The sequence below is a fragment of the Anaeromyxobacter sp. genome, assembly GCA_016718565.1.
Lineage (GTDB): Bacteria > Myxococcota > Myxococcia > Myxococcales > Anaeromyxobacteraceae > JADKCZ01.
Genome location: JADKCZ010000001.1, coordinates 1317111 through 1337233 on the forward strand (window position 1 = coordinate 1317111; position 20123 = coordinate 1337233).

Sequence of the window (20123 nt, forward strand, 5' to 3'; positions counted from 1 at the left end):
CGCGAGGGGAAGCAGGGGCAAGCCGCCGGGGCGTGGGAGGGGCCCACCGGCGGCGAAGGTGCGGCGAGGTGGGCGAGGTCTCGTCCGGCGGGGTCGCCCGGGGAGGTCGCCCGCCCCGGTCCCGGCTATGTTCCCGCCCATGGAGCCCACGCGCGGGGACGGCCAGCCGCCGAGCCCCTTCGAGTACCCGGTCTCGTACCCCGTCAAGATCATCGGCCTGGCCGCCGACGACTTCGCCGACCACGCCCGGGCCCTGGTGGAGCGGGCCGTCGGCGCGGCGGTCACCGAGCCAAGCACCTGCCGCAGCAGCGGCGGCGGCAGGTACCTGGCGGTGACGGTGGTGGTGACCGTCACCTCGGAGGCGCACCGCCTGGCCATCTACGCGGCGCTGCGCGCCGACGCCCGGGTGGTCTTCGCCCTCTAGGCCCTCTAGGCCCTCCGGCCAGGGGCCGCCCCTCGACCTCGCCTCGCCGGGTCGAGGCGACGCTCGGGGCGAACGATGTGATCCCGCCGGAGGGTCAGCGCCCGATACCTGCCGCGCCGCTGGCCTTTCCACGCCAGGCCCGAGCGGGGTCGGCGGTCCAGGTTGCGGGGGGCCGGCCCGGCCGGCAAGAGAGCCGCCTGGCGGCGCCTTCGCCGCCCGGAAGGAGACACCCATGAAGCTCGTGACCAGGATCACCCTCGCGCTGGCCATGCTCGCCCTCGCGGTCCCCGCGCTGGCGTGCAGCGGCGACAAGGTGAAGACCACCGACAAGCAGCAGGCCAAGCCGGCCGTCGCCGCCGTCGAGAAGGCGCAGGCCGCCACCAAGGCCGAGGCCGCCAGGCCCGAGGTCCGGCCCACCACGGCGCCCAACTAGCCGGGCGAGGCGCGGAGTCGAGGCACGCCCCGGGGTCGTCGCGGGGCGCCCCTCGACTCCGGGCCCTCGGCCCGACGCTCGGGGCGAACGGGTTGGGCCGCCGGCGCTTTCGCCTTCTCGTGTCTTGACTGTCCGGCCCGACCGGGCGAGCCTCCCGCCGCCCTGTGCGCCGCCGCCGCGGCGCTGGCCGGTGACCCCCGATGCTGCGACGCTGCAACCTGGTGGATGGCAAGCTGGTCGACGCCGAGGAGGGCGTGGTCTGGATCTTCGCCGCTCCCGACGAGGCCGAGCGCAAGCTCATGGTCGAGGGCTTCACCATCGACGAGCACACCCTCAACTCGGCCCTCGACCCGGACGAGCTGTCGCGCGTCGAGCAGGAGCCCGAGCACATCGCGGTGATCCTGAAGCGGCCCAAGAGCTACTCGAAGGACGACGACTTCCTCTTCAAGGTGCTCTCCAACGGCCTGTTCCTCTTCAAGGACAAGCTGGTCATCGTGATGGCCGAGGAGGGGCCGGTGCTGGAGGCCACCCGCGTGCCCTACCGCGGCACCGGCGCGGCGGCCGACGCCTTCCTGCGCATCCTCTACCGCACCATCTTCCACTTCCTGGAGCACCTGCGGGTCATCTCGATGATGTCCGACTCGCTGGAGCAGCGCATCAACCTGTCGTTCGACAACCGCCACCTGCTCAACCTCTTCAAGCTGGAGAAGAGCCTGGTCTACTACGTGAGCGGCATCAGCTCGAACACGGTGGCCATCGACAAGCTGCGCAACGCCGCCGGCCGCCTGGGGCTCTCGCCCGAGCAGGTGGAGTTCCTCGAGGACATCGCCATCGAGAACCAGCAGTGCTTCCGCCAGGCGGAGATCGCCTCCAACATCCTCGCCAGCATGATGGACGCGCGGGTCTCCATCGTGAGCAACAACCTCAACCTCACCATGAAGACGCTCACCATGATCACGGTGGCCATCATGGTGCCCACCTTCGTGGTCAGCGCGTTCTCCATGAACGTGCCCATCCCGTTCTCGGAGCGGGGCTGGGCCTTCTACGTGGTGCTGGTGCTGGCCTCCGTGTCGTCGGCGGCCTTCGTGGCCTGGGGCCGGCTGAAGCGCTGGTGAGGAGGGCGGCGCCCGCCGCTCTCACTCGACGACCGCCACGCCCGCCACGAAGTAGCTGGTGTCGCCGAAGCAGCTGGAGGGCACGCCCATGTGCTGCCGGTAGCTCAGGGCCACCTTCTTGCCCAGGCTCTGGTTGATCTGGGCCGCCACCGCGTCGGAGGGGACCGAGAAGTAGAACTTCTCGGGGATGGCCCCCGGCATGGTCACCATGGCGAGCTCGCCCTCCCAGGTCTTGCAGACCCAGCCGCGGCGCGACAGCTTCTGGACGTAGCCGGCCCGCTCCCCCTCGGAGAAGCTCCAGGACAGCGTGCCCCAGGTGTAGAGGGCGGCCAGGCCGGCCAGGGCGGCCACGGCCAGGAGGAGCTTCGCTGCGACGGCGCCGCGGGAGGTGGGGTGCACGGCCGCGAGGAGAGCACGAAGCGGCGCGGCGGTCGACGGCGAACGGCCCGGGCGCCGCAGGCCCCGCCGGGGTCGTGGACCCAGACGCCGGGTTCCAGGTAGACCGCGGCCACCTTCAAGGAGCCTCCCATGAACGTCCGCGCGCTCGTCGCCCTCCTCGCACTCGCCGTCACCCCCGCCGCGCTGGCCCAGCTGCCCTCGGCGGCCGACCTGAAGGCCAAGGCCGACGCGGCCGGCGCCGGCGCCGCCGCCAAGGCCGACGCGGCCTCCACGCAGGCCGCCGCCGCCACGGACGCGGCCTCGGCCAAGGCGAGCGCGGCCGCCGGGTCGGCCGCCATGAAGACCGACGCCGTGGTCACCAAGGCGGTGGCCACCAAGCAGGCCGCCGCCGCCAAGGGCGCCGCCGCGGGCGGCGGCACGGTGGAGCAGGTCAAGGGCAAGGCCAAGAACCTGGGCAAGAAGGGCGTGTCCAAGGTCGCCGGCAAGGCGCCTGCGGCGGTCCAGGCCAAGGTGCAGCAGCAGGGCGACGCCGCGGTGGTGAAGGGCGTGGACAAGGCGGCCGAGAAGATCACCGGCACGCCCACCCCGCCGCCGGCCGCGCCGGCCGTGACCAAGTAGCCGCGCTGCGACGCGCCCTCCGACCACGCCGGCTCCCGGCGCGCCGCGCCGAGGGCGCCGGGGCGAGGCGCCTGGCCTCGCCGGCCGCCCGCCTCCGGCCGCCCGCGCGGCCCGCCTCAGGGCCCGGCGGCCAGCGGCACCGGGACGCTGATCAGCGAGACCCCCTCGCCGCCGAGGTGGCGGGGCTGGTGCACGTCCACCCAGGTGAGGAGCTGCTGCGTCACGCCCGCGGCCGGGGGGGCCAGCGCCTGGTCCGGCGCCATGGCGTGGCTCGCCAGCAGGTCCCCGGTGGCCGGGTCCACCGAGGTGGAAGCCAGGCCCGAGTAGGCCACCCGCAGCGGGGTCATGGCGGCGTCGAGCTCCATCACCACGAAGGACACGTCGAGCTGCCCGCCCTCCTCGGCGAGGAGCCAGTCGAGCCGGGGCAGGGAGGCCTGGAAGGCGTAGCGGCCGGCGCCGAGGGCGCCGAAGGTGGGCGCCACAGCGGCCTGCACCGCCGGGTCGAAGGCCCAGACCTCCGTGTACAGCACGCTGGAGTGCCCCGCCAGGTCCTCCGCCACCAGCCGCAGGGCGTTCGAGGCGCCGGCCACCAGGAAGGTGCCGAACAGGCCGGGGGGGAGCGCCGGGCCGGTCTCGGCGGGCCCCAGCTCCAGCCGCGCGAACGGGCTGGGGCCGAAGGGCGTCGAGGCGGTGGCCCCCGGCCCGTCGAGGCGCTCCACCGTGAGGCGCCACTGGTCGGCGGGCGCGCCGTCGGCGTCGGCGAGGTCGGCCGAGACCTGCAGGCTGGCCGGGAAGGGCGCCGGCACCTGGGTGAAGCCGACCTGGGCGGCCCGGAAAGCCGGGCCCGTGCCGGCGGTGCCCACCAGGAACGGCAGGGTGAGCGGGGCGCTGAGCGGCACGCCGTCGGCCGAGCGAAGGCCGGCCGCGCCGCCCGCCAGGACCACCCGGTAGACGCCGGGCTGATCGAAGGGCCGCAGCGGCTCGGGCGTCAGCACCAGGTGGGCCGACTCGAGCGGGCCTTCGCCCTGCACCACCAGCCCCTTGAGCGGGATCCAGCTGCCCAGCACCTGCTGCTCGGCGCGGAGGCCCCGCACCGGCCCGGTGTCGGAGAGGCCGGCGCGCACCACCGCGTCGGTGAAGCTGAGGGTGATGGGCGCCCACGGGGCCACTGGCGCGATCCCGCCGGTGGTGGCCGAGATGAGGAAGGGCGCCTGGCCGGGCCGGAGCGCCGCCACCGTGAAGGTCGCGGAGGTGGGCGGCAGCGGGTTTCCTGCCGGGCCGGCGGCCGGCCGCGCCACGTCGGTGAGCCCGGCCACCTCGACCGCGTAGTCGCCGGCGGCCAGCGCCCGGTCGGCGCGGAGGCGGACCAGCTCCGGCCGGCGCGGGTCCCAGGTTGGCGTCAGCGCCGCGGCGGTGAGGCCTCCCGACAGGGTGAAGCTGGCGCCGGCCAGGCCGCCCGGGTCGATGGGCTCGCTGAAGGCCAGGAGCAGCGGCTCCTCCGGGCGGAGGCGCCGCGCGGTCCCCGCGAGCCGGCCGCCGCCCAGGGCCACCAGCGCGGGCGGCTCGAGCTCGTCGCCGCCCGCCACCACCAGGCCGCGCTCCAGCGAGGCGCCGCCGCCGGCGCCGCTCACGAAGGTCCGCAGCAGGTAGCCGCGCCGGGCGCCCCAGGGCCCCACCGGGCAGCCCGCGCCGGCGGCGCTCGCCGCCGGGTCGAAGGACACGGCGTTGTCCACCCCGGGCGCCACCGAGGCCAGGGCCGCGCCGGAGCGGCAGCCGCCCACCTCGAAGCCCTCGCGCAGCTCGCCGCCCACGCCGGTGAGCGGCTGGTCGAACACCAGCCGCACCTGGTCGAGCGTTCCGGCCAGCCCGGCCGGCAGCGTGAAGCCCGGCGCCCCCGGCGCCGCCGGCAGCACGGTGACCAGGAGCGGGTCGAGGGCGTCCACCACCTCGACGCGCAGCAGGGCGGGCGGGGCCGGCGGGGCTGCCACGGTGAGCAGGGTGGGCATGGGGAAGGCGGCGTTGCCGGCCAGGTCGGTCAGGCCGGCCACGTCCCAGGCGTAGCTGGCGCCGGGCTCGAGGAGCTGGTCGGGCACGTACCAGGCCACCCGGCCGTCGAAGGACAGCCCGAGGCCGCCGTCCGGGTCCGGCGCCACCGGCCCGGGCGCCGGCAGCGTGCGGGCGAAGGTGAAGCCGGCCAGGCTGGCCGGGTCCAGCTGCTCGTCGAAGAGGGCCACGGCGCGGCTGGTGCGGGGGCAGGCCCCGCCGTCGCACACCGAGGCGGCGCGCAGCACGGTGGCGCCCGGCGGCAGGGCGTCGAAGCCGACCGCCACCACGACCTCCGCCGCCCGGTTGGGCTGCACGCCCGGGATGGCGAGATCGGTGTCGGTGGTGTCGGCGGCGCCGCCGAGCGTGAAGACCAGCGAGCGCAGCCCCACGTCGTCCTGCGCGGCCCGCAGGGACAGGACGTCCAGCGCCACCTCCACCTGGCCCGCCGCGGCGCGCGACACCGTGAAGTCGAGCCCCTCCAGGAGCGGCCGGCCCTGGTAGGTGATGGCCACGCCCACCGAGGCCTCGTCGAGGTCGCGGTCGACGAAGGCGAAGCGGGCGGGCGCGAGGGCGGCGGACGCCTCGGCCAGCGAGAGCAGGTCGCCGTCCAGCGGCGAGGAGGCGGCGGCCTGGAAGGCGGGTGGGGTGTTGTCCACCGTGAGCAGCCCGCCCTGGCTGGCCCGGTTGCCGGCCAGGTCCACCGCGGTGGCCGTCACCAGGAGCGGCCCGTCGGCGCGGGCGCGGGTGTCGAGCGCCAGGTCGTAGGGGCCGGGGGCGAGCCGGGTGGTGAGGGCGCCGCCCACCTCGAACTCGACCCGCGCCACCGGGCTGTCCCCGGCGGTGGCGGTGGCCGACACCGTCACCAGGCCGCCCACCGGGCCGGCCGGCAGGGCCAGCGCCAGCGCCGGCGGCACGCCGGCGTGCACGTAGGTGAAGGGCGCCGAGCAGGCGGAGAGGTTGCCGGCCAGATCGGTGGCCCGCACCGTGACGCTGGTGGCGGCGTCGGCCGGCACGGTGGCCGTCAGCGAGAAGGTGCCGGCCGGGCCGGCGGCGCCGCTCGCCGCCACCGGGCCGGCGCAGGCGGCGTCGAGGTGCAGGCGCACCGTGGCCCCGGCCTCGGCGGTGCCGCCGAAGATGGGCGTGCGGCTGGCGCTCGGCGACGGGGGGGTGCTGCCGGCGATGACCGGCCGGGCCACGCTGGAGTCCTCCACGTAGACCAGCGGGGGCGAGCAGGCGCCCACGTTGCCGGCCGCGTCCCCGGCGCTGGCCGAGAAGGTGCGGGTGACGTCGTCGTCCACGCCGAGCTCCAGGCTCCAGGCGCCGGCGGCGTCGGCCGGCAGCGTGAAGGTGGGGTCGATGGCGCAGCCGGCGCCCAGGTGCAGCCGGACGGTGGCGCCGGGCTCGGAGAGGCCGGAGAGCGTGATGAGGTTCTGGTTGGCCGGGCCGGTGGGGCCGGCCAGGGTGGGCGCCGGCGGAGGCGTGGAGTCCTCCACGTAGGCGGCGCTGGCCGAGCAGGGGCCGAGGTTGCCGGCGGCGTCGCTGGCGCGGGCCGAGAAGCTGGTGGTGGTGTCGTCGGGCACCGCCACCTGGATGGACCAGAGCCCGGTGCCGGCGGTGGCCGTCATGGTGGCGACCGGGCCCCCGGCGCAGGCCGCCTGGAGGAAGACCGCCACCTGCGACCCCGGCTCGGCCAGGCCCGCCACCAGCGGGGCGTTGTCGTTGGCCGGGGACGGCGGGGCCACCGCCAGCGAGGGCGCGGCGGGCGCGGCGCTGTCCTCCAGGTAGGAGCGGGAGGTGTCGCACGGCGAGGCGTTGCCGGCGGCGTCGAGGGCCTCCACGCCGAAGGTGGTGCGTGTGTTGGCGGGCACGGTCACGGTGGTGGACCAGGCGCCGGTGGCGGGGTGGGCCTGGGTGGTGGCGGCCAGCACCGCCCCGGCGGCCGGGCTGCAGGAGCCGCCGCGGTAGAGGCGGACGGTGGCGCCGGCCTCGGCGGCGCCCGCCAGCAGGGGGACGGTGCCGTTGGCGGGCGAGGCGGGCAGCGGCTCCAGCACCGAGGGCTGCGCCGGCGGCGTGGAGTCCTCCAGGTAGGTGTGGTCGGCGGAGCAGGGGCCGGCGTTGCCGGCGCGGTCCAGCGCGGACACCGAGGTGGTGGTGGCCTGGTCGTCGAGGACGGTGAGGTCGAAGGCCCAGGCGCCGGCGGCGTCGGCGGTGACGGCGCCGGCCGGGGCGCCGGCGCAGGCGGCGGCGGGGTGCACCCGGACGGTGGCGAACGGCTCGGTCACCCCGGTGAGCGGGAGGACGTTCTGGTTGGCGGGCCCGGCGGGGCCGGCCAGGGTGGGGGCGGCCGGGGCGGTCGAGTCCTCCTGGTAGGTGGCGCCGGCGGAGCAGGCGCCGGCGTTGCCGGCGGCGTCGCTGGCGCGGGCCGAGAAGGTGGTGGTGGAGTCGTCGGCCACCGCGGCCTGGACGCTCCAGGCGCCACCGGTGGCCGTCACGGTGGCGAGCGGCGCGCCGGCGCAGCCGGCCTGGGCGAAGAGCGCCACCGCCGCGCCGGCCTCGGCGGCGCCGGACAGGGCCGGCGCGTTGTCGTTGGCGGGGGAGGGTGGGGCCAGCGTCAGCGAGGGCGCGGCCGGCGGGGTGCTGTCCTCCAGGTAGGAGCGCGAGGTGTCGCACGGCGAGGTGTTGCCGGCGGCGTCCAGGGCCTCGACGCCGAAGGTGGTGAGCGCGTCGTCGGGCACCGGCGCCGGCGTGGTCCAGGCGCCGCTGGCCGGGTCGGCCGCCGCGGTGGCCACCAGCGCCGCGCCGGCCAGCGGGCTGCAGCCGCCGCCGGTGTAGACCCGCACGGTGGCGCCGGGCTCGGCCGCGCCGGAGAGCACCGGGGCGTTGTCGTTGGCCGGCGACGGCGCCACCGCGGCCACCGAGGGCCGCGCCGGGGCGGTGGAGTCCTCCAGGTAGCGGTGCTCGGCGGAGCAGGGGCCGGCGTTGCCCGCGGCGTCCACCGCCCGCGCCGAGGTGAGGGTGAGGGCGTCGTCCGGGACCGGCAGCGCGGCGGTCCAGGCGCCGCCGGCGTCGGCGGTCGCCGTGGCGGCCGGGGCGCCGGGGCAGGCGGCGCCGAGGTGCAGGTGGACCGTGGCGAACGGCTCGGCCAGGCCGGCCAGGGCGAGCAGGTTGGCGCTGGAAGGCCCGCTGGGGCCGCCCAGGGTGGCGGCGGGCGGCGGGGTGGAGTCCTCCACGTAGGTGGCGGCGGCCGAGCAGGCGCCCGGGTGGCCGGCGGCGTCGCTGGCGCGGGCCGAGAAGGTGGTGGTGGCGTCGTCCGCCACCGCGGCCTGGATCGACCAGGCCCCGTCGGGCCCGGCGGGCGCCGTGGCCAGGGGGGCGCCGGCGCAGCCGGCCTGGGCGAAGAGCGCCACCAGGGCCAGCGGCTCGGCCTGGCCCGAGAGGACCGGGGCGTTCTGGTTGGCCGGCGAGGCGGGCGAGGCGGTGAGCGACGGCGCAGCGGGCGCGGTGGAGTCCTCCAGGTAGGAGCGGCTCACGTCGCAGGCCGAGCGGTTGCCGGCGGCGTCCACGGCCTCGAGCCCGAAGGTGGTGAGCGCGTCGTCGGGCACGGCCACCGGCGTGGACCAGGCGCCGCCCTGGTCGGCGGCCACGGTGGCGGCCAGCGCCGCGCCGCCCGCCGCGTCGCAGCCGCCGCCGGTGTGGACGCGCACCGTGGCGCCGGGCTCGGCGGTGCCGGCCAGGAGCGGGGCGTTGTCGTCGGCGGGGGAGGCGGGGAGCAGCGCGGCCACCTCGGGTGCGGCCGGGGCCGTCGAGTCCTCCAGGAAGGCGTGCGGGGCGGAGCAGGGGCCGGGGTTGCCGGCCTGGTCCAGAGCGCGGGCCGACCAGGTGGTGAGCGCGTCGGGCGGCGCGGCCACCCCGGCAGCCCAGGCGCCGCCCACCGCCACGCCGGAGGCGACCGCAGCGCCGGCGCAGTCGGCGGCCTGGAAGACCTGCACCGTGGCGCCGGGCTCGGCGGCGCCGGAGAGGGACACCTGGTCGGCGTTGCCGGGGCCGGGGGGGCCGAGCAGGGTCGGCGCGCCGGGAGCGGTGGAGTCCTCCTGGTAGGCCACCGAGGTGGTGGAGCAGGGCGAGGCGCCGCCGGGGCCGGTGGCCCTGGCCCGCAGGACCAGGCTGGTGTCGTCGGCCACCGCGGCGACCACGGCGAAGGCGCCGTCGGCGGCCACCGTGCCGCTGCCCAGCGCCACCCCGGCGCAGGCGGCGTCGGCGAAGAGCTCGAGGGTGGCGCCGGCCGGTCCGGTGCCGGACACCACCGGCGCGTTCTGGTTGGCGGGCGAGGCCGGGGAGACGCCCAGGACCACCGGCATGGCGGCCGGCGGGGTCGAGGCGCCGCCGCCGCAGGCGGCCAGGGTGGAGAGGAGAGCCGCGACCGCGAGATGCCGCATGGTGAACCCCCGCAACAGGTGGCCGGCCCCTGCCGTGCCGGCCGGCCAGGGGCGCGATGGTAGCGCAGCGGCGGGCCGGGTGGGCCGGGTCGGGGGCCGGGGGCCGGGGGCCAAGGGCCAGCCGGGCGCGGAGCCTCCCCCTCACCGGGGAGGGGCGGGTCAGGTGGGGCGGTCCACTTCGCCGGGGAGGATGGGGCGCCGGCGCGCCCGCCGGCGGCGGGTCGGCCGGGAATGGGCTAGAGAGGTCGGGTGACCACCGGGGCGAGCGTGACGACGAGCGAGTGGAGCTGGAAGACCCAGGACGGCCTGGAGATGCTGGGGCGCGACTGGGCGCCCGGCGGCGCGACGCGCGGGCTGGTGGTGCTGGTGCACGGCTTCGACGAGCACACCGGGCGCTACGCCCACGTGGGCCAGGCGCTGGCCGCCGCCGGGTTCGCCGTGAGCGCCTACGACGTGCGGGGCCACGGCGCCTCGGGCGGGCCGCGGGTGGATGTGCCGGCCTACGAGGCGCTGCTCGACGACCTCGGCACCTTCCTGGCGGCCGCCACCACCCGCCACCCGGGGCTGCCGCGCTTCCTCTACGGCCACAGCATGGGCGGCAACCAGGTGCTCACCTTCCTGTTGCGCCGCCGGCCCACCCTGGCCGGCGCGGTGGCCACCAGCCCGTGGCTGGAGCTGGCGGTGACGCCGCCGGCCTGGCAGCTGGCGCTGGCCGGTCTGGCTGCCAAGGTGGTGCCCGGGCTGGCGCTGCCCACCGGCCTCGACGCGTCCGGCATCTCGCGCGACCCGATGGTGGTGCGCGCCTACCAGGCGGACCCGTACGTGCGGGGCCGCATCACGCCGCGCCTGCTCACCGGCGTCCTGCAGGCCGGCCAGTGGGCCCTGGAGCACGCCGGCGCGCTGGGGGTGCCGCTCCTGCTCATGCACGGCGAGGCCGACCGGATCACCTCGCTCGACGCCAGCCGCCGCTTCGCGGCGCGGGCCGGCGGGCTGGTCACCCTCCGCACCTGGCCCGGCGCCTTCCACGAGCTGCACAACGAGCCGGAGCGGGCGGTGGTGCTGCAGGAGGTGGTGGCGTGGCTGGCGGCGAGGGTGGCGCAGGCGTCCGGGTAGGCCGGCGGCGCGCCCACCGGGGCCCACATGGCCGCACCTCGCGCCCCGGCCCGGGCGCCGGCCCCGCCGCAGTTCGCGTATGCTCACCCGACGCGCCGGCCACTCGGGCCGGACCCACCCACGCCGGAGGCCACATGCGCACGCTCAAGCTCGGTCTGCTCTCCCTCGCCCTGCTCGCCCTGCCGGGCGCCGCCCACGCCGGCGGCCTCCTCGCCGAGGTCTCGCTGGGCAGCGGCCTCCGCGCCGGCCTCGGCGACGTGGAGCGCATCCCCACCAACCTGGGCGTGGCGGTGGGCTACGGCTTCACCGACATGCTCAAGCTCGAGATCGGCGCCTTCGCCAACCTGGGCGACGTGCAGGCCTCGGTGAGCGACAGCGGCGCCGACGGCTTCAACGTGGACCTGCGCGGCATGGTGGTGGTCTCGCCGCCGCTCTTCCCGCTCTACCTGCGCGGCATCGTCGGCCTGACCAACCTGAAGGACAACAGCGACCTGACCTACGGCGGCGCGCTGGGCCTGGGCTTCGGCCTCTTCGGCGTGGGGGCCTTCGTGGAGGCCGGCGCCATGCAGCGGAACTACCAGGTGACGGTGTCGCCCGGCCTCACCACCTCCGAGAAGGGCTGGCAGGTCGAGGGGCGCGTCGGCGTGTCGATCGGCTGATCGGCCCGCGCCAGCGCTCCACCGCGCCGCCGCGGCCCCCAGGGCCGTCGGCGGCGCGCGCACGTCGGCGTCCGTCCGGCGGCGGGAGGGGCCCGCGCTGCGGGCGCCTAGCGCAGCCAGGCCGCCGAGAGCGTGAAGGCCCGCTCCCCGGCGGAGCGGGTCACCGCGTCGGCGCGGCCGAGCCGCCAGCGCTGCTCGTAGCCGGCGCCCAGTTCCAGGCCCGGCCGCGGCCGGGCGGTGAGCGCGCCGCGCCACTCCAGCCAGCGGTCGAAGAGGGCCACCGACGGCCTCGCCGCCAGGCGGGCGTCGGGCCGCAGCACGCCCCAGAGCAGGTCGGCCCGCCCGTCGAGCGACGCGGAGAGCGGGCCCCAGCGGCCCGACAGCGAGGCCTGGCCGGCCGCGCCGGCGGCGAAGTGGTAGCCGTAGGCGCGGTGGACGGTGGGCAGGTCGTCCGGCGGCGCGGCGCCGGGCTCGAGCGCCAGGGCCAGCGAGCGCACCCCGCCGAAGGTGGGCGCCGCGGAGGCGGCCAGCGCGAGGTGGGCCAGGCCGCGGGAGCCCCGCAGGGTGGCCGCCAGCCGGGGGAGCTCCACCACCGAGAGCCGATCGAGCGGGCCGCCCAAGCCCCAGGAGTGGGCCCGGTACAGGAACGCGGGCCCCGTCCCGAGGAGCCACTCCAGCCCCTCGGGCCCGGCCGGCCCGTCGGCGAGGGCGCGCCCGTGCAGCGCGGCCAGGTGCACGTGGCTGGTGATGGCCAGGTCGGCGGCCCCGCCCGGCCAGCGGAGCGCGCCGCGCACCTCGAACCCCGAGACCGAGGCGTCGAGCAGCGCCTGGGTGCCCTCGCCGGCCTTGCCCCAGCCCTCGGCGCGCACCAGCTCCCAGCCGCCGACCAGCCGGAGCTCGGGCCGCCAGGTGCGGTTGGCCCGGGCCAGCGCCAGCCCTCCCGACAGCCCCGCGGCCAGCGCGCCGCCGGGCCCGGCGCCGCCAGCGGTCCGGCGGTCGAGCCGGTCGTGCAGCCGCTGCGGCGCGCCCGTGAGCCAGGCGGCCGCCTGGGACCAGCGGCCGCCGCCCTGCGCCGCCAGCCAGTCGGAGAGCTCGCCGAGCGGCGCGCCGATGGCCACGCCCGCGGTGGGGGTGGTGACGAGGTCGTTCGCCGACATCGGCTCGCGCACCTCGATGACCTCCCACACCGTGGAGCCGGCCACCGACCAGAGCGACGCCTCCCAGGCGGCCAGGCCGTTGGAGCGGGCCAGCTGGTAGGAGAGGGCGCCGGAGAGCGGGTGGCCCACGAAGTTGGTGCGGTAGGGGTTGGCGTCGAGGCGGATGCCGTCGAGCTTGGTGCTGTCGCCGCCGGTCGGGGAGGGGTTCACGGCGTAGGAGAGGCCGCCGCCGAGCAGCACCAGGCCGAGCTCGGTGGCGGCGCGCCAGCGGTTGGTGGCGGGCGGCGCGGACTGCCCGGCCGCCAGCGGCTCCTGCGCGTGCGCCGGCCCCGCCGGCAGCGCCAGGAGGAGCCCGAGCGCCAGCGCCGCCCGGGCGGCCGGCCCGGCGCGGCGCCCCGCCGGCTGGCTCACGTGCCGGGCGCCCGCGGCGCCACCGCCACCACCAGCAGGGTCTTCACGCCGCCCGGCAGCCGCACCTCCACCTCGTCGCCGGCGGCGTGGCCGAGCAGGGCCCGCCCGGTGGGCGCGTGCACGCTCAGGGCGCCGCGGCGGGCGTCGGCCTCGTCGGGGCCGACCAGCCGCCAGGTGGTCCGCACGCCAGCCTCGTCCTCGGTGGTGATCCAGCGCCCGAAGGCCGCCACGCCCTCCGGCGCGGCATCGGGCCCGAGCACCGTGAGCGTGGCGAGCGTGGCCTCCAGCCGCGCGGCGCGGGCCGCTCCCTCCGGCGTGGCGCTCGAGCGGGCCGCCTCGAGCTCGCCGCGCAGCGCCGCCTGCCCCTCGGGCGTGACGTAGCGCACCTCGCCCGGGGCCAGCCGCGGGAGGGCGCGCACCAGCGGCGGCTCGTCGGGCGACTCCTCGCTGGTGAAGGCCTTGGACACGCCGGGGAGTGTAGCCGGAAGGCTCGTGGGCCGCCGACCGGCCGTGAGGGCCGGCGGCAGCTCCTCCCTCGGACGGGCCGAGGGCCAAAAAAACCTGCCTTAGAGATGGGTTACGTGCCCCGGTCGAGTCCCCGGACGGTCCGCTCCCCGCCGGCCCGCCGGACGGGCCAGCCGCGGCGCCGGGGCCCGCTCCAGGCACGAGGTGGGGCCGGGCAGGGTGGAATTCGGCCGGTCATTTGGGCCTTCCCCCTCGACATCCCGTGCGCAAGGGAGTAACACCACGCTTCCCCATCCCACCTCCGGGCCGGGACCGAGCGGTGGGTTCACCGCCCGCGAACACGAGAAGAAACGAGACATACTGTAATGGCTACCGGTACCGTGAAGTGGTTCAACGATGCGAAGGGCTTCGGCTTCATCACGCAGGACGGCGGCGGCGATGACGTCTTCTGCCACCACACCGCCATCAAGGCCGACGGGTTCCGCACCCTCGCCGAGGGCCAGAAGGTCGAGTTCGAGGTCAACAAGGGCCCGAAGGGGCTCCAGGCCGCGAACGTTCGCCCCATCTAGCCGCACCGCATCGTTCGATGCAGTTGGAGCCCGGCCTCTCGAGGTCGGGCTTCTTCTTTGCTGAAGTGCCCGTTTTTGCTGGACGACCCGGACGCAGAGGACTGCAGTCCCAACGTAGTCAACCGGTCGGGTCTCTATCCTTCTCGTGCCGCAGGGCGTAAGAACAAGCAAGTCCCGCACCGCATGAGCACACCACGTCCGTTCGCCCCACCGGGGACGGTCGCTTCGTCACGAAAGCGCGTCCCATGAGCGAACTGCAGAACGGTACCCTGGTGAAGCACGTCTCCCTCGGCATCGGCCGGGTCGTCGCCGTCGAGGAGAACGCCGTCCACGTCTTCTTCCCCGACAGCGACAAGCGGTTCGCCGCCAAGCTCCGGCTGCCCGCGGCGCGGGCCATGCTGCGCACCGAGGGGCTGGAGCCCAACGGCTGGCTGGAGGGGCTCTCGGGCTTCTCGCTCGACGCCACCACCGGCCGGTACGCGCTGGTGGCCACCTGGATGACCCACGACCAGGCGGTGGAGCAGTTCCTCTCCATCCACCCCAAGGGGTTCGCCGGCATGGCCGCGCCCGCCGCTGGCCGGGCCAAGGAGGCGCGGCCGACCCGCTGGCGCGCCGCGCACGACGCCTGGGAGAAGAAGCTCGGCGCCGTCGAGGCGGCCCGGCTGATCTCCGAGGACCTCATCCCCACCCTGGTGAAGCGGCTCCTCGACGTCGAGAAGCTGGTGGCGCCCCTCCACCCCCCGGCGGACGTCGGGGCGCTCGAGGCGGCGCTGGCCGACGAGGAGCGCGCCCGTCCCTTCCTGGTGGCCCTGGTGGAGCTGCTCTCGGTGCCGTCGCCCAGCAAGGCGCGCTTCGAGACCCTGTTCATCGCGGCCCAGAGCCTGCCGGTGGAGCCGGCCCAGCAGTGGCTGGTGGCCACCCTCTTCCCATTCATCGCCATGCCGGAGCGCCAGGTGCTGATGCGGCCGCGCGCCACCTGCCTGGCCGCCGACCGGCTCGGCAGCGACATCCGTTACCAGTCCACCCCGAACTGGGCCAGCTACTCGGCCCTGCGCAGCCTGGCCACCCAGATGCTGACCCGGCTCGAGCCGGAGGGGGCCAAGGACTTCATCGACGTGGAGGCCTTCCTGCACGTCATCGCCACCAACCGCCGCCCGGCGGCCGGCGCCGAGCGCGTCCGCGCCTCCGCCGGGTAGCGGCCCGGCCGGCCCACCAGGGCCGGCGGCCCACCGAAGACACCGCGGCCCCGGGCGCTCATGCGCTCGGGGCCGTGGCACGTCGGAGGCGGAGGGCGGGGGGATCAGGCGCCGACGAAGGCCGCGGTGAGCCGCTTCCAGCCCATCTCGCCGACCAGGCTGGGGGCCGGGGCCACCAGGTGACCGCCGTCGGCCGCGGCGAAGCCCAGCTCGTCCTCCATGAAGCGGGTCCAGCGGGCCGACTCGGCGCGCATGAACCGCTCGGCGCGCTCGCCGCGGGGCAGGTCGGCGTAGGCCTCGTTGGACGGGGCCATGGCCACCACCCAGCCGCGCCCGTAGCCTTCGCGCTTCACCAGCATCGGATCGCGCAGGGCGGCGCGGTTCACGCCCGCCACCGTGCCGCTCACCGGCGACGGGATGACCAGGCTGCGGCTGCCGGCGTACAGGGTGGCCAGCGGCTCGCCGCGCTCGATGCGGGTGCCGGGCCGCGGCACCTCGAGGCCGGTCACGCTCGGCATGAGCCGGAGGGCCAGGTCGTCGAGGCCCACCGCCAGCGTCCCGCCCTGCCGGCGGGCCAGCCAGGTGTGGGTCGGCGCGTACCAGAGGTCGGGCCGGAACACGAAGCCGGCCACGTCGCGCAGCCCGAGCTGGCGGCGCTTCAGCTCCTCGGCGGCGCGCATGGTGAGCGCCATCAGCATGACCGGGAGGGAGAGGACCAGGATGACGCCGAGGACCAGCGCGCCACGGGCCGCCACGCCGACGATGAAGGTTCCGACTGCTTCGAGGATCTGGATGATGGCCGTCATGGCGCCCTCCGCTGTGGGGTCTGGCCCCGTGAATCGTCGAAACCTCTCCTTCGCAAGAGCCGCACCAACCCGCGGCCGCGGCGCCCATTGGGGCGCAAGTGGGCGTGAGTGCTGGCGGTCGCCCCGCGCCGGCTCCCATCGCCGGCGCCTCGTCCCGCCGGGGTGTCGAGGAGTTCCTCAACACCGCTCAACACCTCGCCGGCGCGCCCGGGTGGCCGGGCGGGTCGGTGTGGAGAAGCTCCACGGACGCAGCGTGCGAGGAGGCGCGCGCCTGGTCGCAGCCCTTGCCCCGGCCGGGGCGCCTGGCGACCTCTCCCGGTTGGCCGCTCGGTCCCGAGCCTCGGTACCTCGCTCGAGCCGCTGGGCCGCGCGGCGCGCTGCGCCCGCCACCTGCGCGCTGGCGCACCGGGTCCCCGCGTCGCCTCCGGCGTGGTGCGCCAACTCGCCGCCGTGGACGGCCCCTGGAACGCGCCTATCCTGAGGAGGCATGACGCGACTGCCCCGCTGAATCCCGCAACACCGGGCACCGCTGCCAAGAGCCACGTTCCGGGAGGGGACCATGGCGAACGGCGCGAAGCAGACCACCACCACGACGAGCGGCGCCAGGGCGCCTGGCCTCTACGCCAGCGTGGGCTACCAGGTGCCGTGGCTGGAGCGGCTCTCGACCCGCCTGCTGGCCTTCCTGGCGGTGGCGGTGCTGGTGGCGGTGGCGGCGCTCTTCGCGGCGGAGACCCGGGTGGAGGCGCAGCTGCGCGAGCAGGTGGCCGCCGAGCTCGAGCTGGTGAGCCGCACCACCCTGGGCGCGCTGCACCGCGCCATGCTGCACGACCGCCGCGCCGACGCCTACCAGATCATGCGGGACGTGGCGCGCCAGCCGGGCATGGAGGCGCTGCGGCTCATGGACGCCGAGGGGCGCGTCACCTTCTCCACCGAGCCGGCCGAGATCGGCACCGTCATGGACCGGACCGCCCCGGCCTGCGCCGGCTGCCACACCGGCCGCACCCCGCCGCGCCAGGCCGACCTGGCCGCGCGCAGCCGGGTCTTCGAGGGGCGCTCCGGCCGGGTGCTGGCCACGGTGACGGCCATCCAGAACGACGCCTCCTGCGCCACCGCCGACTGCCACGCCCACCCGGCCAGCCAGACGGTGCTGGGCGTGCTCGACGTCGGCATCTCGCTGGCCTCGCTCGACGCCACCACCTCCGCCTTCCGCTGGCGCTCGCTGGTGGGGTCGGCGCTGGTGGCGGCGCTGCTGGGCCTGGCCTTCTGGGTCTTCGCCCGGCGCCACGTGGTGCAGCCGGTGGGGGCGCTGGTGGCCGCGGCGCACCGGGTGGCCCGCGAGGATCTGGACGCCGAGGTGCCGGAGACCTTCGCCGGCGAGCTCGGCCTGCTGGGCGCCACCTTCAACGAGATGACCCGCTCGCTCAGGCAGGCCCGCGGCGAGGTGCAGGCGCTGCTCGAGGGGCTGGAGCGCCAGGTGGAGGAGCGCACCGGGGCGCTGGTGGCGGCGCGCGACGAGCTGGTGCGCACCGAGCGGCTGGCCTCGGTGGGCAAGCTGGCCGCCTCCATCGCCCATGAGATCAACAACCCCATCTCGGGGATCATGACCTTCGCCCGGCTCATCAGCCGGACCCTGGAGGCCGGTGTCCCCGACGAGGCCACCCGGCGCACCCTGCTCCGCAACCTGGCGCTGGTGCAGCGCGAGAGCGAGCGCTGCAGCGACATCGTGCGCAACCTGCTCGACTTCGCCCACGAGCGGCCGCTGCTGGAGGACGACCTGTCGGTCAACGCCGTGGTGGAGGACGCGCTGCACCTGGTGGCCAGCCAGTTCACCATCCAGGGCACCCGGGTGGTGAAGCGGCTGGCCGAGCTGCCCCGCACCCGGGGCGACTTCGCCCAGCTCCGCCAGGCCTGCGTCAACCTGCTCATGAACGCCGCCGAGGCCATGCCGTTCGAGGGGACGCTGACGGTGGAGACCGCGCTGGCCGAGGACGGCGCCGCCGTGGAGATCGCGGTCGCCGACACCGGCCCGGGCATCCCGGCCGAGCAGCAGGGGCGGGTCTTCGACCCCTTCTTCAGCACCAAGGAGAAGGCCTCGGGGCTGGGGCTCTCGGTGGTGCACGGCATCCTGACCCACCACGGCGGGTCGGTCCGGCTGGTGAGCCAGCCAGGGCAGGGCACCCGGGTGATCCTGCGGCTCCCGGTGTCGCGCCGGGAGGGTGGTCCGGCCGGTGGGTGACGGGGAGACATGGAGCCCATCTTCCTCTGGTGGATCGGCGAGGGCCCGGCGCAGGCCGGCCTGCTGGAGCACGTCCGGCTCCACCTGGCGGCCGCCTTCCAGCGGCCGGCGCTGCCGTGGGACGGGCCGGAGCGCCCGGCCGGGGCCCTCGACCCGCGCCGCGGGCAGCACGCCACCTCCGTCATCCTCACCTGGCTGCTGCAGGCCGGGCCACCGGCCGGAAAGGTGCTGGCGGTGACCGACCAGGACCTCTTCATCCCCATCCTCACCTACGTCTTCGGCGAGGCGCAGCTGGGCGGGCGGGCGGCGGTCTGCTCCACGGCCCGGCTGGCGGAGGGCGTGGCGCTGGCCGGGCCGCGCCTGCTGGTGGAGCGGCTGGCCAAGGAGGCGGTCCACGAGGTGGGCCACGCCTTCGGCCTGCGCCACTGCGACACCCTCGGCTGCGTCATGGGCCGGTCGCCCGGCGTGGCCGGCGTCGACCAGAAATCACACCAGCTGTGCACGACGTGCCGGCGGCGCCTCGAGGAGCCGCCGGCCAGGAGGCCCCATGTCCGGTGAGCGCATCAAGATCCTGGTGGTGGACGACGAGGAGATCGTCCGCGAGTCGCTGGGGGGCTGGCTGGAGAAGGACGGGTACCTGGTGGAGGTCGCCGCCGACGGCCCGAGCGCCCTGGCCCGGCTGCAGGCCGAGCCGCGCGCCGTGCTGGTGGCCGACCTGAAGATGCCGGGCATGGACGGGCTGCAGCTGCTGGAGCAGGCCAAGCGCATCCAGCCCGACCTGGCGGTGGTCATCATGACCGCCTACGCCACCGTGGACACCGCCGTCTCCGCCATGAAGCTGGGCGCCTACGACTACCTCATGAAGCCCTTCGACCCGGAGGAGCTGTCGCTCATGATGCAGAAGATCACGGCCCAGCAGGCGCTCATCCGCGAGAACGCCGTGCTGCGGCAGGCGCTCAAGAAGGACCAGGGCTTCCGCGACCTGGTCTCCAGGAGCCCGGGCATGCAGGCGGTCTTCGAGATGGCGCGCTCGGCGGCGCGCACCAGCTCCACCGTCCTGATCCTGGGCGAGTCGGGCACCGGCAAGGAGGTGCTGGCCCGCGCCATCCACGCCGAGAGCCCTCGCGCCGCCAAGGCCTTCGTGGCGGTCTCCTGCGCCTCCCTCACCGAGAGCCTGCTGGAGTCGGAGCTCTTCGGCCACGAGCGCGGCGCCTTCACCGGCGCCAACGCCCGCCACAAGGGGAAGTTCGAGGCGGCCCACGGCGGCACGCTGTTCCTCGACGAGATCGGCGACATCGGCCCCAAGCTGCAGCTCGACCTGCTGCGGGTGCTGGAGGAGCGCAAGTTCCACCGCATCGGCGGCAACGACCTCATCGAGGTGGACGTGCGCATCGTGGCCGCCACCAACCGCGACCTGAAGAAGGCGGTGGCGTCGGGCGCCTTCCGCGAGGACCTCTTCTACCGGCTGGACGTCGTCGTGCTGTCGCTGCCGCCGCTGCGCCAGCGCAAGGAGGACATCCCGCTGCTGGCCGAGCGCTTCCTGGAGCGCCTCTCGGTGGAGATGATGAAGCCCATCGAGGGGCTCTCGGCCGAGGCCATGGAGGGGCTGCTCTCCTACGCCTGGCCCGGCAACGTGCGCGAGCTGCGCAACGCCCTGGAGCGGGCCGCGGTGGTGGCGCGCACCCCGGTGCTGCAGCTCTCGGACCTGGGCCTGCCCGCCCGGGCCGAGCCGGGGCCGGCCGCGCCCGCCGGGGGCGCGCTGCCCTCGCTGGACGCCGTGGAGCGGCGCCACATCGCCGCGGTGCTGTCCTCCACCGGCGGCAACGTCAGCCAGGCGGCCCGGGTCCTCGACATCGACCGCGTCACCCTCTACAGCCGGATGCGGAAGTACGGCCTCAAGCGGGACGGCGAAGAGGACGACACCGACCCCGGGCACCACCAGCACTCCTGAAGCGGCCGGGCGCCGGCGCACCGGCGCCCCCCTCCACACCACTTCACCACTGGTGAGCTTCGCCGCGCGGCAGGACGCCGCGCTGTAGA

At 76.3% G+C, this 20123-nt stretch carries 16 protein-coding genes; 11 read left to right on the plus strand and 5 right to left on the minus strand.

The window, feature by feature from the left end; translation table 11 throughout:
- The first annotated feature begins 139 nt into the window (after window positions 1-139).
- From IPO09_05640 to IPO09_05650, 3 genes are all read left to right on the plus strand, one after another.
- Window positions 140-424 carry a DUF493 domain-containing protein gene (locus IPO09_05640; protein ID MBK9516833.1) on the plus strand — a complete coding sequence of 95 codons (285 nt, stop codon included), beginning with the start codon at window positions 140-142 and terminating at the stop codon, window positions 422-424.
- 232 nt (window positions 425-656) lie between these two features.
- Complete coding sequence (locus tag IPO09_05645) at window positions 657-857, plus strand: hypothetical protein (protein MBK9516834.1); 201 nt, start codon at window positions 657-659, stop codon at window positions 855-857.
- 200 nt (window positions 858-1057) lie between these two features.
- Window positions 1058-1972 carry a magnesium transporter CorA family protein gene (locus IPO09_05650; protein MBK9516835.1) on the plus strand — a complete coding sequence of 305 codons (915 nt, stop codon included), beginning with the start codon at window positions 1058-1060 and terminating at the stop codon, window positions 1970-1972.
- A 21-nt stretch (window positions 1973-1993) separates the two neighbouring features.
- Here the strand turns inward: IPO09_05650 and IPO09_05655 are convergent, their stop codons facing one another.
- The gene (locus IPO09_05655) at window positions 1994-2329 is read right to left on the minus strand and encodes a hypothetical protein (GenBank protein ID MBK9516836.1); all 336 of its coding nucleotides are present in this window, start codon (window positions 2327-2329) and stop codon (window positions 1994-1996) included.
- A gap of 171 nt (window positions 2330-2500) precedes the next feature.
- Between IPO09_05655 and IPO09_05660 the strand changes: the two genes are divergently transcribed.
- Window positions 2501-2989 carry a hypothetical protein gene (locus IPO09_05660; GenBank protein ID MBK9516837.1) on the plus strand — a complete coding sequence of 163 codons (489 nt, stop codon included), beginning with the start codon at window positions 2501-2503 and terminating at the stop codon, window positions 2987-2989.
- 116 nt (window positions 2990-3105) lie between these two features.
- Here the strand turns inward: IPO09_05660 and IPO09_05665 are convergent, their stop codons facing one another.
- Window positions 3106-9471, minus strand: a complete 6366-nt coding sequence (locus IPO09_05665; protein MBK9516838.1) for a hypothetical protein — start codon at window positions 9469-9471, stop codon at window positions 3106-3108.
- Between the two features lie 267 nt (window positions 9472-9738).
- On the opposite strand from IPO09_05665, the gene IPO09_05670 reads away from it, so the two are divergent.
- Both IPO09_05670 and IPO09_05675 read left to right on the plus strand, forming a co-directional pair.
- Window positions 9739-10584 (plus strand): alpha/beta hydrolase, encoded by an 846-nt coding sequence (locus IPO09_05670; GenBank protein ID MBK9516839.1) that lies wholly within the window; start codon window positions 9739-9741, stop codon window positions 10582-10584.
- Window positions 10585-10718: 134 nt separating this feature from the next.
- Window positions 10719-11243, plus strand: coding sequence for a hypothetical protein (locus tag IPO09_05675; protein ID MBK9516840.1), 525 nt, complete (start codon window positions 10719-10721; stop codon window positions 11241-11243).
- A 107-nt stretch (window positions 11244-11350) separates the two neighbouring features.
- On the opposite strand, the gene IPO09_05680 is transcribed toward IPO09_05675, so the two are convergent.
- Together IPO09_05680 and IPO09_05685 are read right to left on the minus strand one after the other, a co-directional pair.
- The gene (locus IPO09_05680) at window positions 11351-12811 is read right to left on the minus strand and encodes a DUF3943 domain-containing protein (protein ID MBK9516841.1); all 1461 of its coding nucleotides are present in this window, start codon (window positions 12809-12811) and stop codon (window positions 11351-11353) included.
- Window positions 12808-13278 carry a GreA/GreB family elongation factor gene (locus tag IPO09_05685; protein ID MBK9516842.1) on the minus strand — a complete coding sequence of 157 codons (471 nt, stop codon included), beginning with the start codon at window positions 13276-13278 and terminating at the stop codon, window positions 12808-12810. The genes IPO09_05680 and IPO09_05685 overlap by 4 nt, the downstream gene beginning before the upstream one ends.
- A gap of 363 nt (window positions 13279-13641) precedes the next feature.
- Between IPO09_05685 and IPO09_05690 the strand changes: the two genes are divergently transcribed.
- Together IPO09_05690 and IPO09_05695 are read left to right on the plus strand one after the other, a co-directional pair.
- Entirely contained in the window at window positions 13642-13845 is a 204-nt protein-coding gene (locus IPO09_05690) for a cold-shock protein (protein ID MBK9516843.1), read from the plus strand.
- 245 nt (window positions 13846-14090) lie between these two features.
- Entirely contained in the window at window positions 14091-15041 is a 951-nt protein-coding gene (locus tag IPO09_05695; protein ID MBK9516844.1) for a hypothetical protein, read from the plus strand.
- 104 nt (window positions 15042-15145) lie between these two features.
- Here IPO09_05695 and IPO09_05700 read toward each other — a convergent pair whose 3' ends face one another.
- Complete coding sequence (locus tag IPO09_05700; GenBank protein MBK9516845.1) at window positions 15146-15847, minus strand: glycine cleavage system protein H; 702 nt, start codon at window positions 15845-15847, stop codon at window positions 15146-15148.
- Window positions 15848-16406: 559 nt separating this feature from the next.
- On the opposite strand from IPO09_05700, the gene IPO09_05705 reads away from it, so the two are divergent.
- Genes IPO09_05705 through IPO09_05715 form a run of 3 tightly spaced genes read left to right on the plus strand, consistent with a single transcriptional unit; the run spans window position 16407 to window position 20034 of the window.
- The gene (locus IPO09_05705) at window positions 16407-18083 is read left to right on the plus strand and encodes a HAMP domain-containing protein (protein ID MBK9516846.1); all 1677 of its coding nucleotides are present in this window, start codon (window positions 16407-16409) and stop codon (window positions 18081-18083) included.
- 9 nt (window positions 18084-18092) lie between these two features.
- Window positions 18093-18641, plus strand: a complete 549-nt coding sequence (locus IPO09_05710) for a peptidase M54 (protein MBK9516847.1) — start codon at window positions 18093-18095, stop codon at window positions 18639-18641.
- Window positions 18631-20034, plus strand: a complete 1404-nt coding sequence (locus IPO09_05715) for a sigma-54-dependent Fis family transcriptional regulator (GenBank protein MBK9516848.1) — start codon at window positions 18631-18633, stop codon at window positions 20032-20034. Before IPO09_05710 ends, IPO09_05715 begins: the two co-directional genes overlap by 11 nt.
- The last annotated feature ends 89 nt before the right edge of the window (window positions 20035-20123 follow it).

Excerpts from the sequence above, each read along its gene's own strand:
- IPO09_05645 (MBK9516834.1), top strand. The coding sequence starts at position 657 with ATGAAGCTCGTGACCAGGATCACCCTCGCGCTGGCCATGCTCGCCCTC.
- IPO09_05640 (MBK9516833.1), top strand. The coding sequence starts at position 140 with ATGGAGCCCACGCGCGGGGACGGCCAGCCGCCGAGCCCCTTCGAGTAC.
- IPO09_05675 (MBK9516840.1), top strand. The coding sequence starts at position 10,719 with ATGCGCACGCTCAAGCTCGGTCTGCTCTCCCTCGCCCTGCTCGCCCTG.
- IPO09_05705 (MBK9516846.1), top strand. The coding sequence starts at position 16,407 with ATGGCGAACGGCGCGAAGCAGACCACCACCACGACGAGCGGCGCCAGG.
- IPO09_05710 (MBK9516847.1), top strand. The coding sequence starts at position 18,093 with ATGGAGCCCATCTTCCTCTGGTGGATCGGCGAGGGCCCGGCGCAGGCC.
- IPO09_05660 (MBK9516837.1), top strand. The coding sequence starts at position 2,501 with ATGAACGTCCGCGCGCTCGTCGCCCTCCTCGCACTCGCCGTCACCCCC.
- IPO09_05700 (MBK9516845.1), bottom strand. The coding sequence starts at position 15,847 with ATGACGGCCATCATCCAGATCCTCGAAGCAGTCGGAACCTTCATCGTC.
- IPO09_05690 (MBK9516843.1), top strand. The coding sequence starts at position 13,642 with ATGGCTACCGGTACCGTGAAGTGGTTCAACGATGCGAAGGGCTTCGGC.
- IPO09_05715 (MBK9516848.1), top strand. The coding sequence starts at position 18,631 with ATGTCCGGTGAGCGCATCAAGATCCTGGTGGTGGACGACGAGGAGATC.
- IPO09_05650 (MBK9516835.1), top strand. The coding sequence starts at position 1,058 with ATGCTGCGACGCTGCAACCTGGTGGATGGCAAGCTGGTCGACGCCGAG.
- IPO09_05695 (MBK9516844.1), top strand. The coding sequence starts at position 14,091 with ATGAGCGAACTGCAGAACGGTACCCTGGTGAAGCACGTCTCCCTCGGC.
- IPO09_05665 (MBK9516838.1), bottom strand. The coding sequence starts at position 9,471 with ATGCGGCATCTCGCGGTCGCGGCTCTCCTCTCCACCCTGGCCGCCTGC.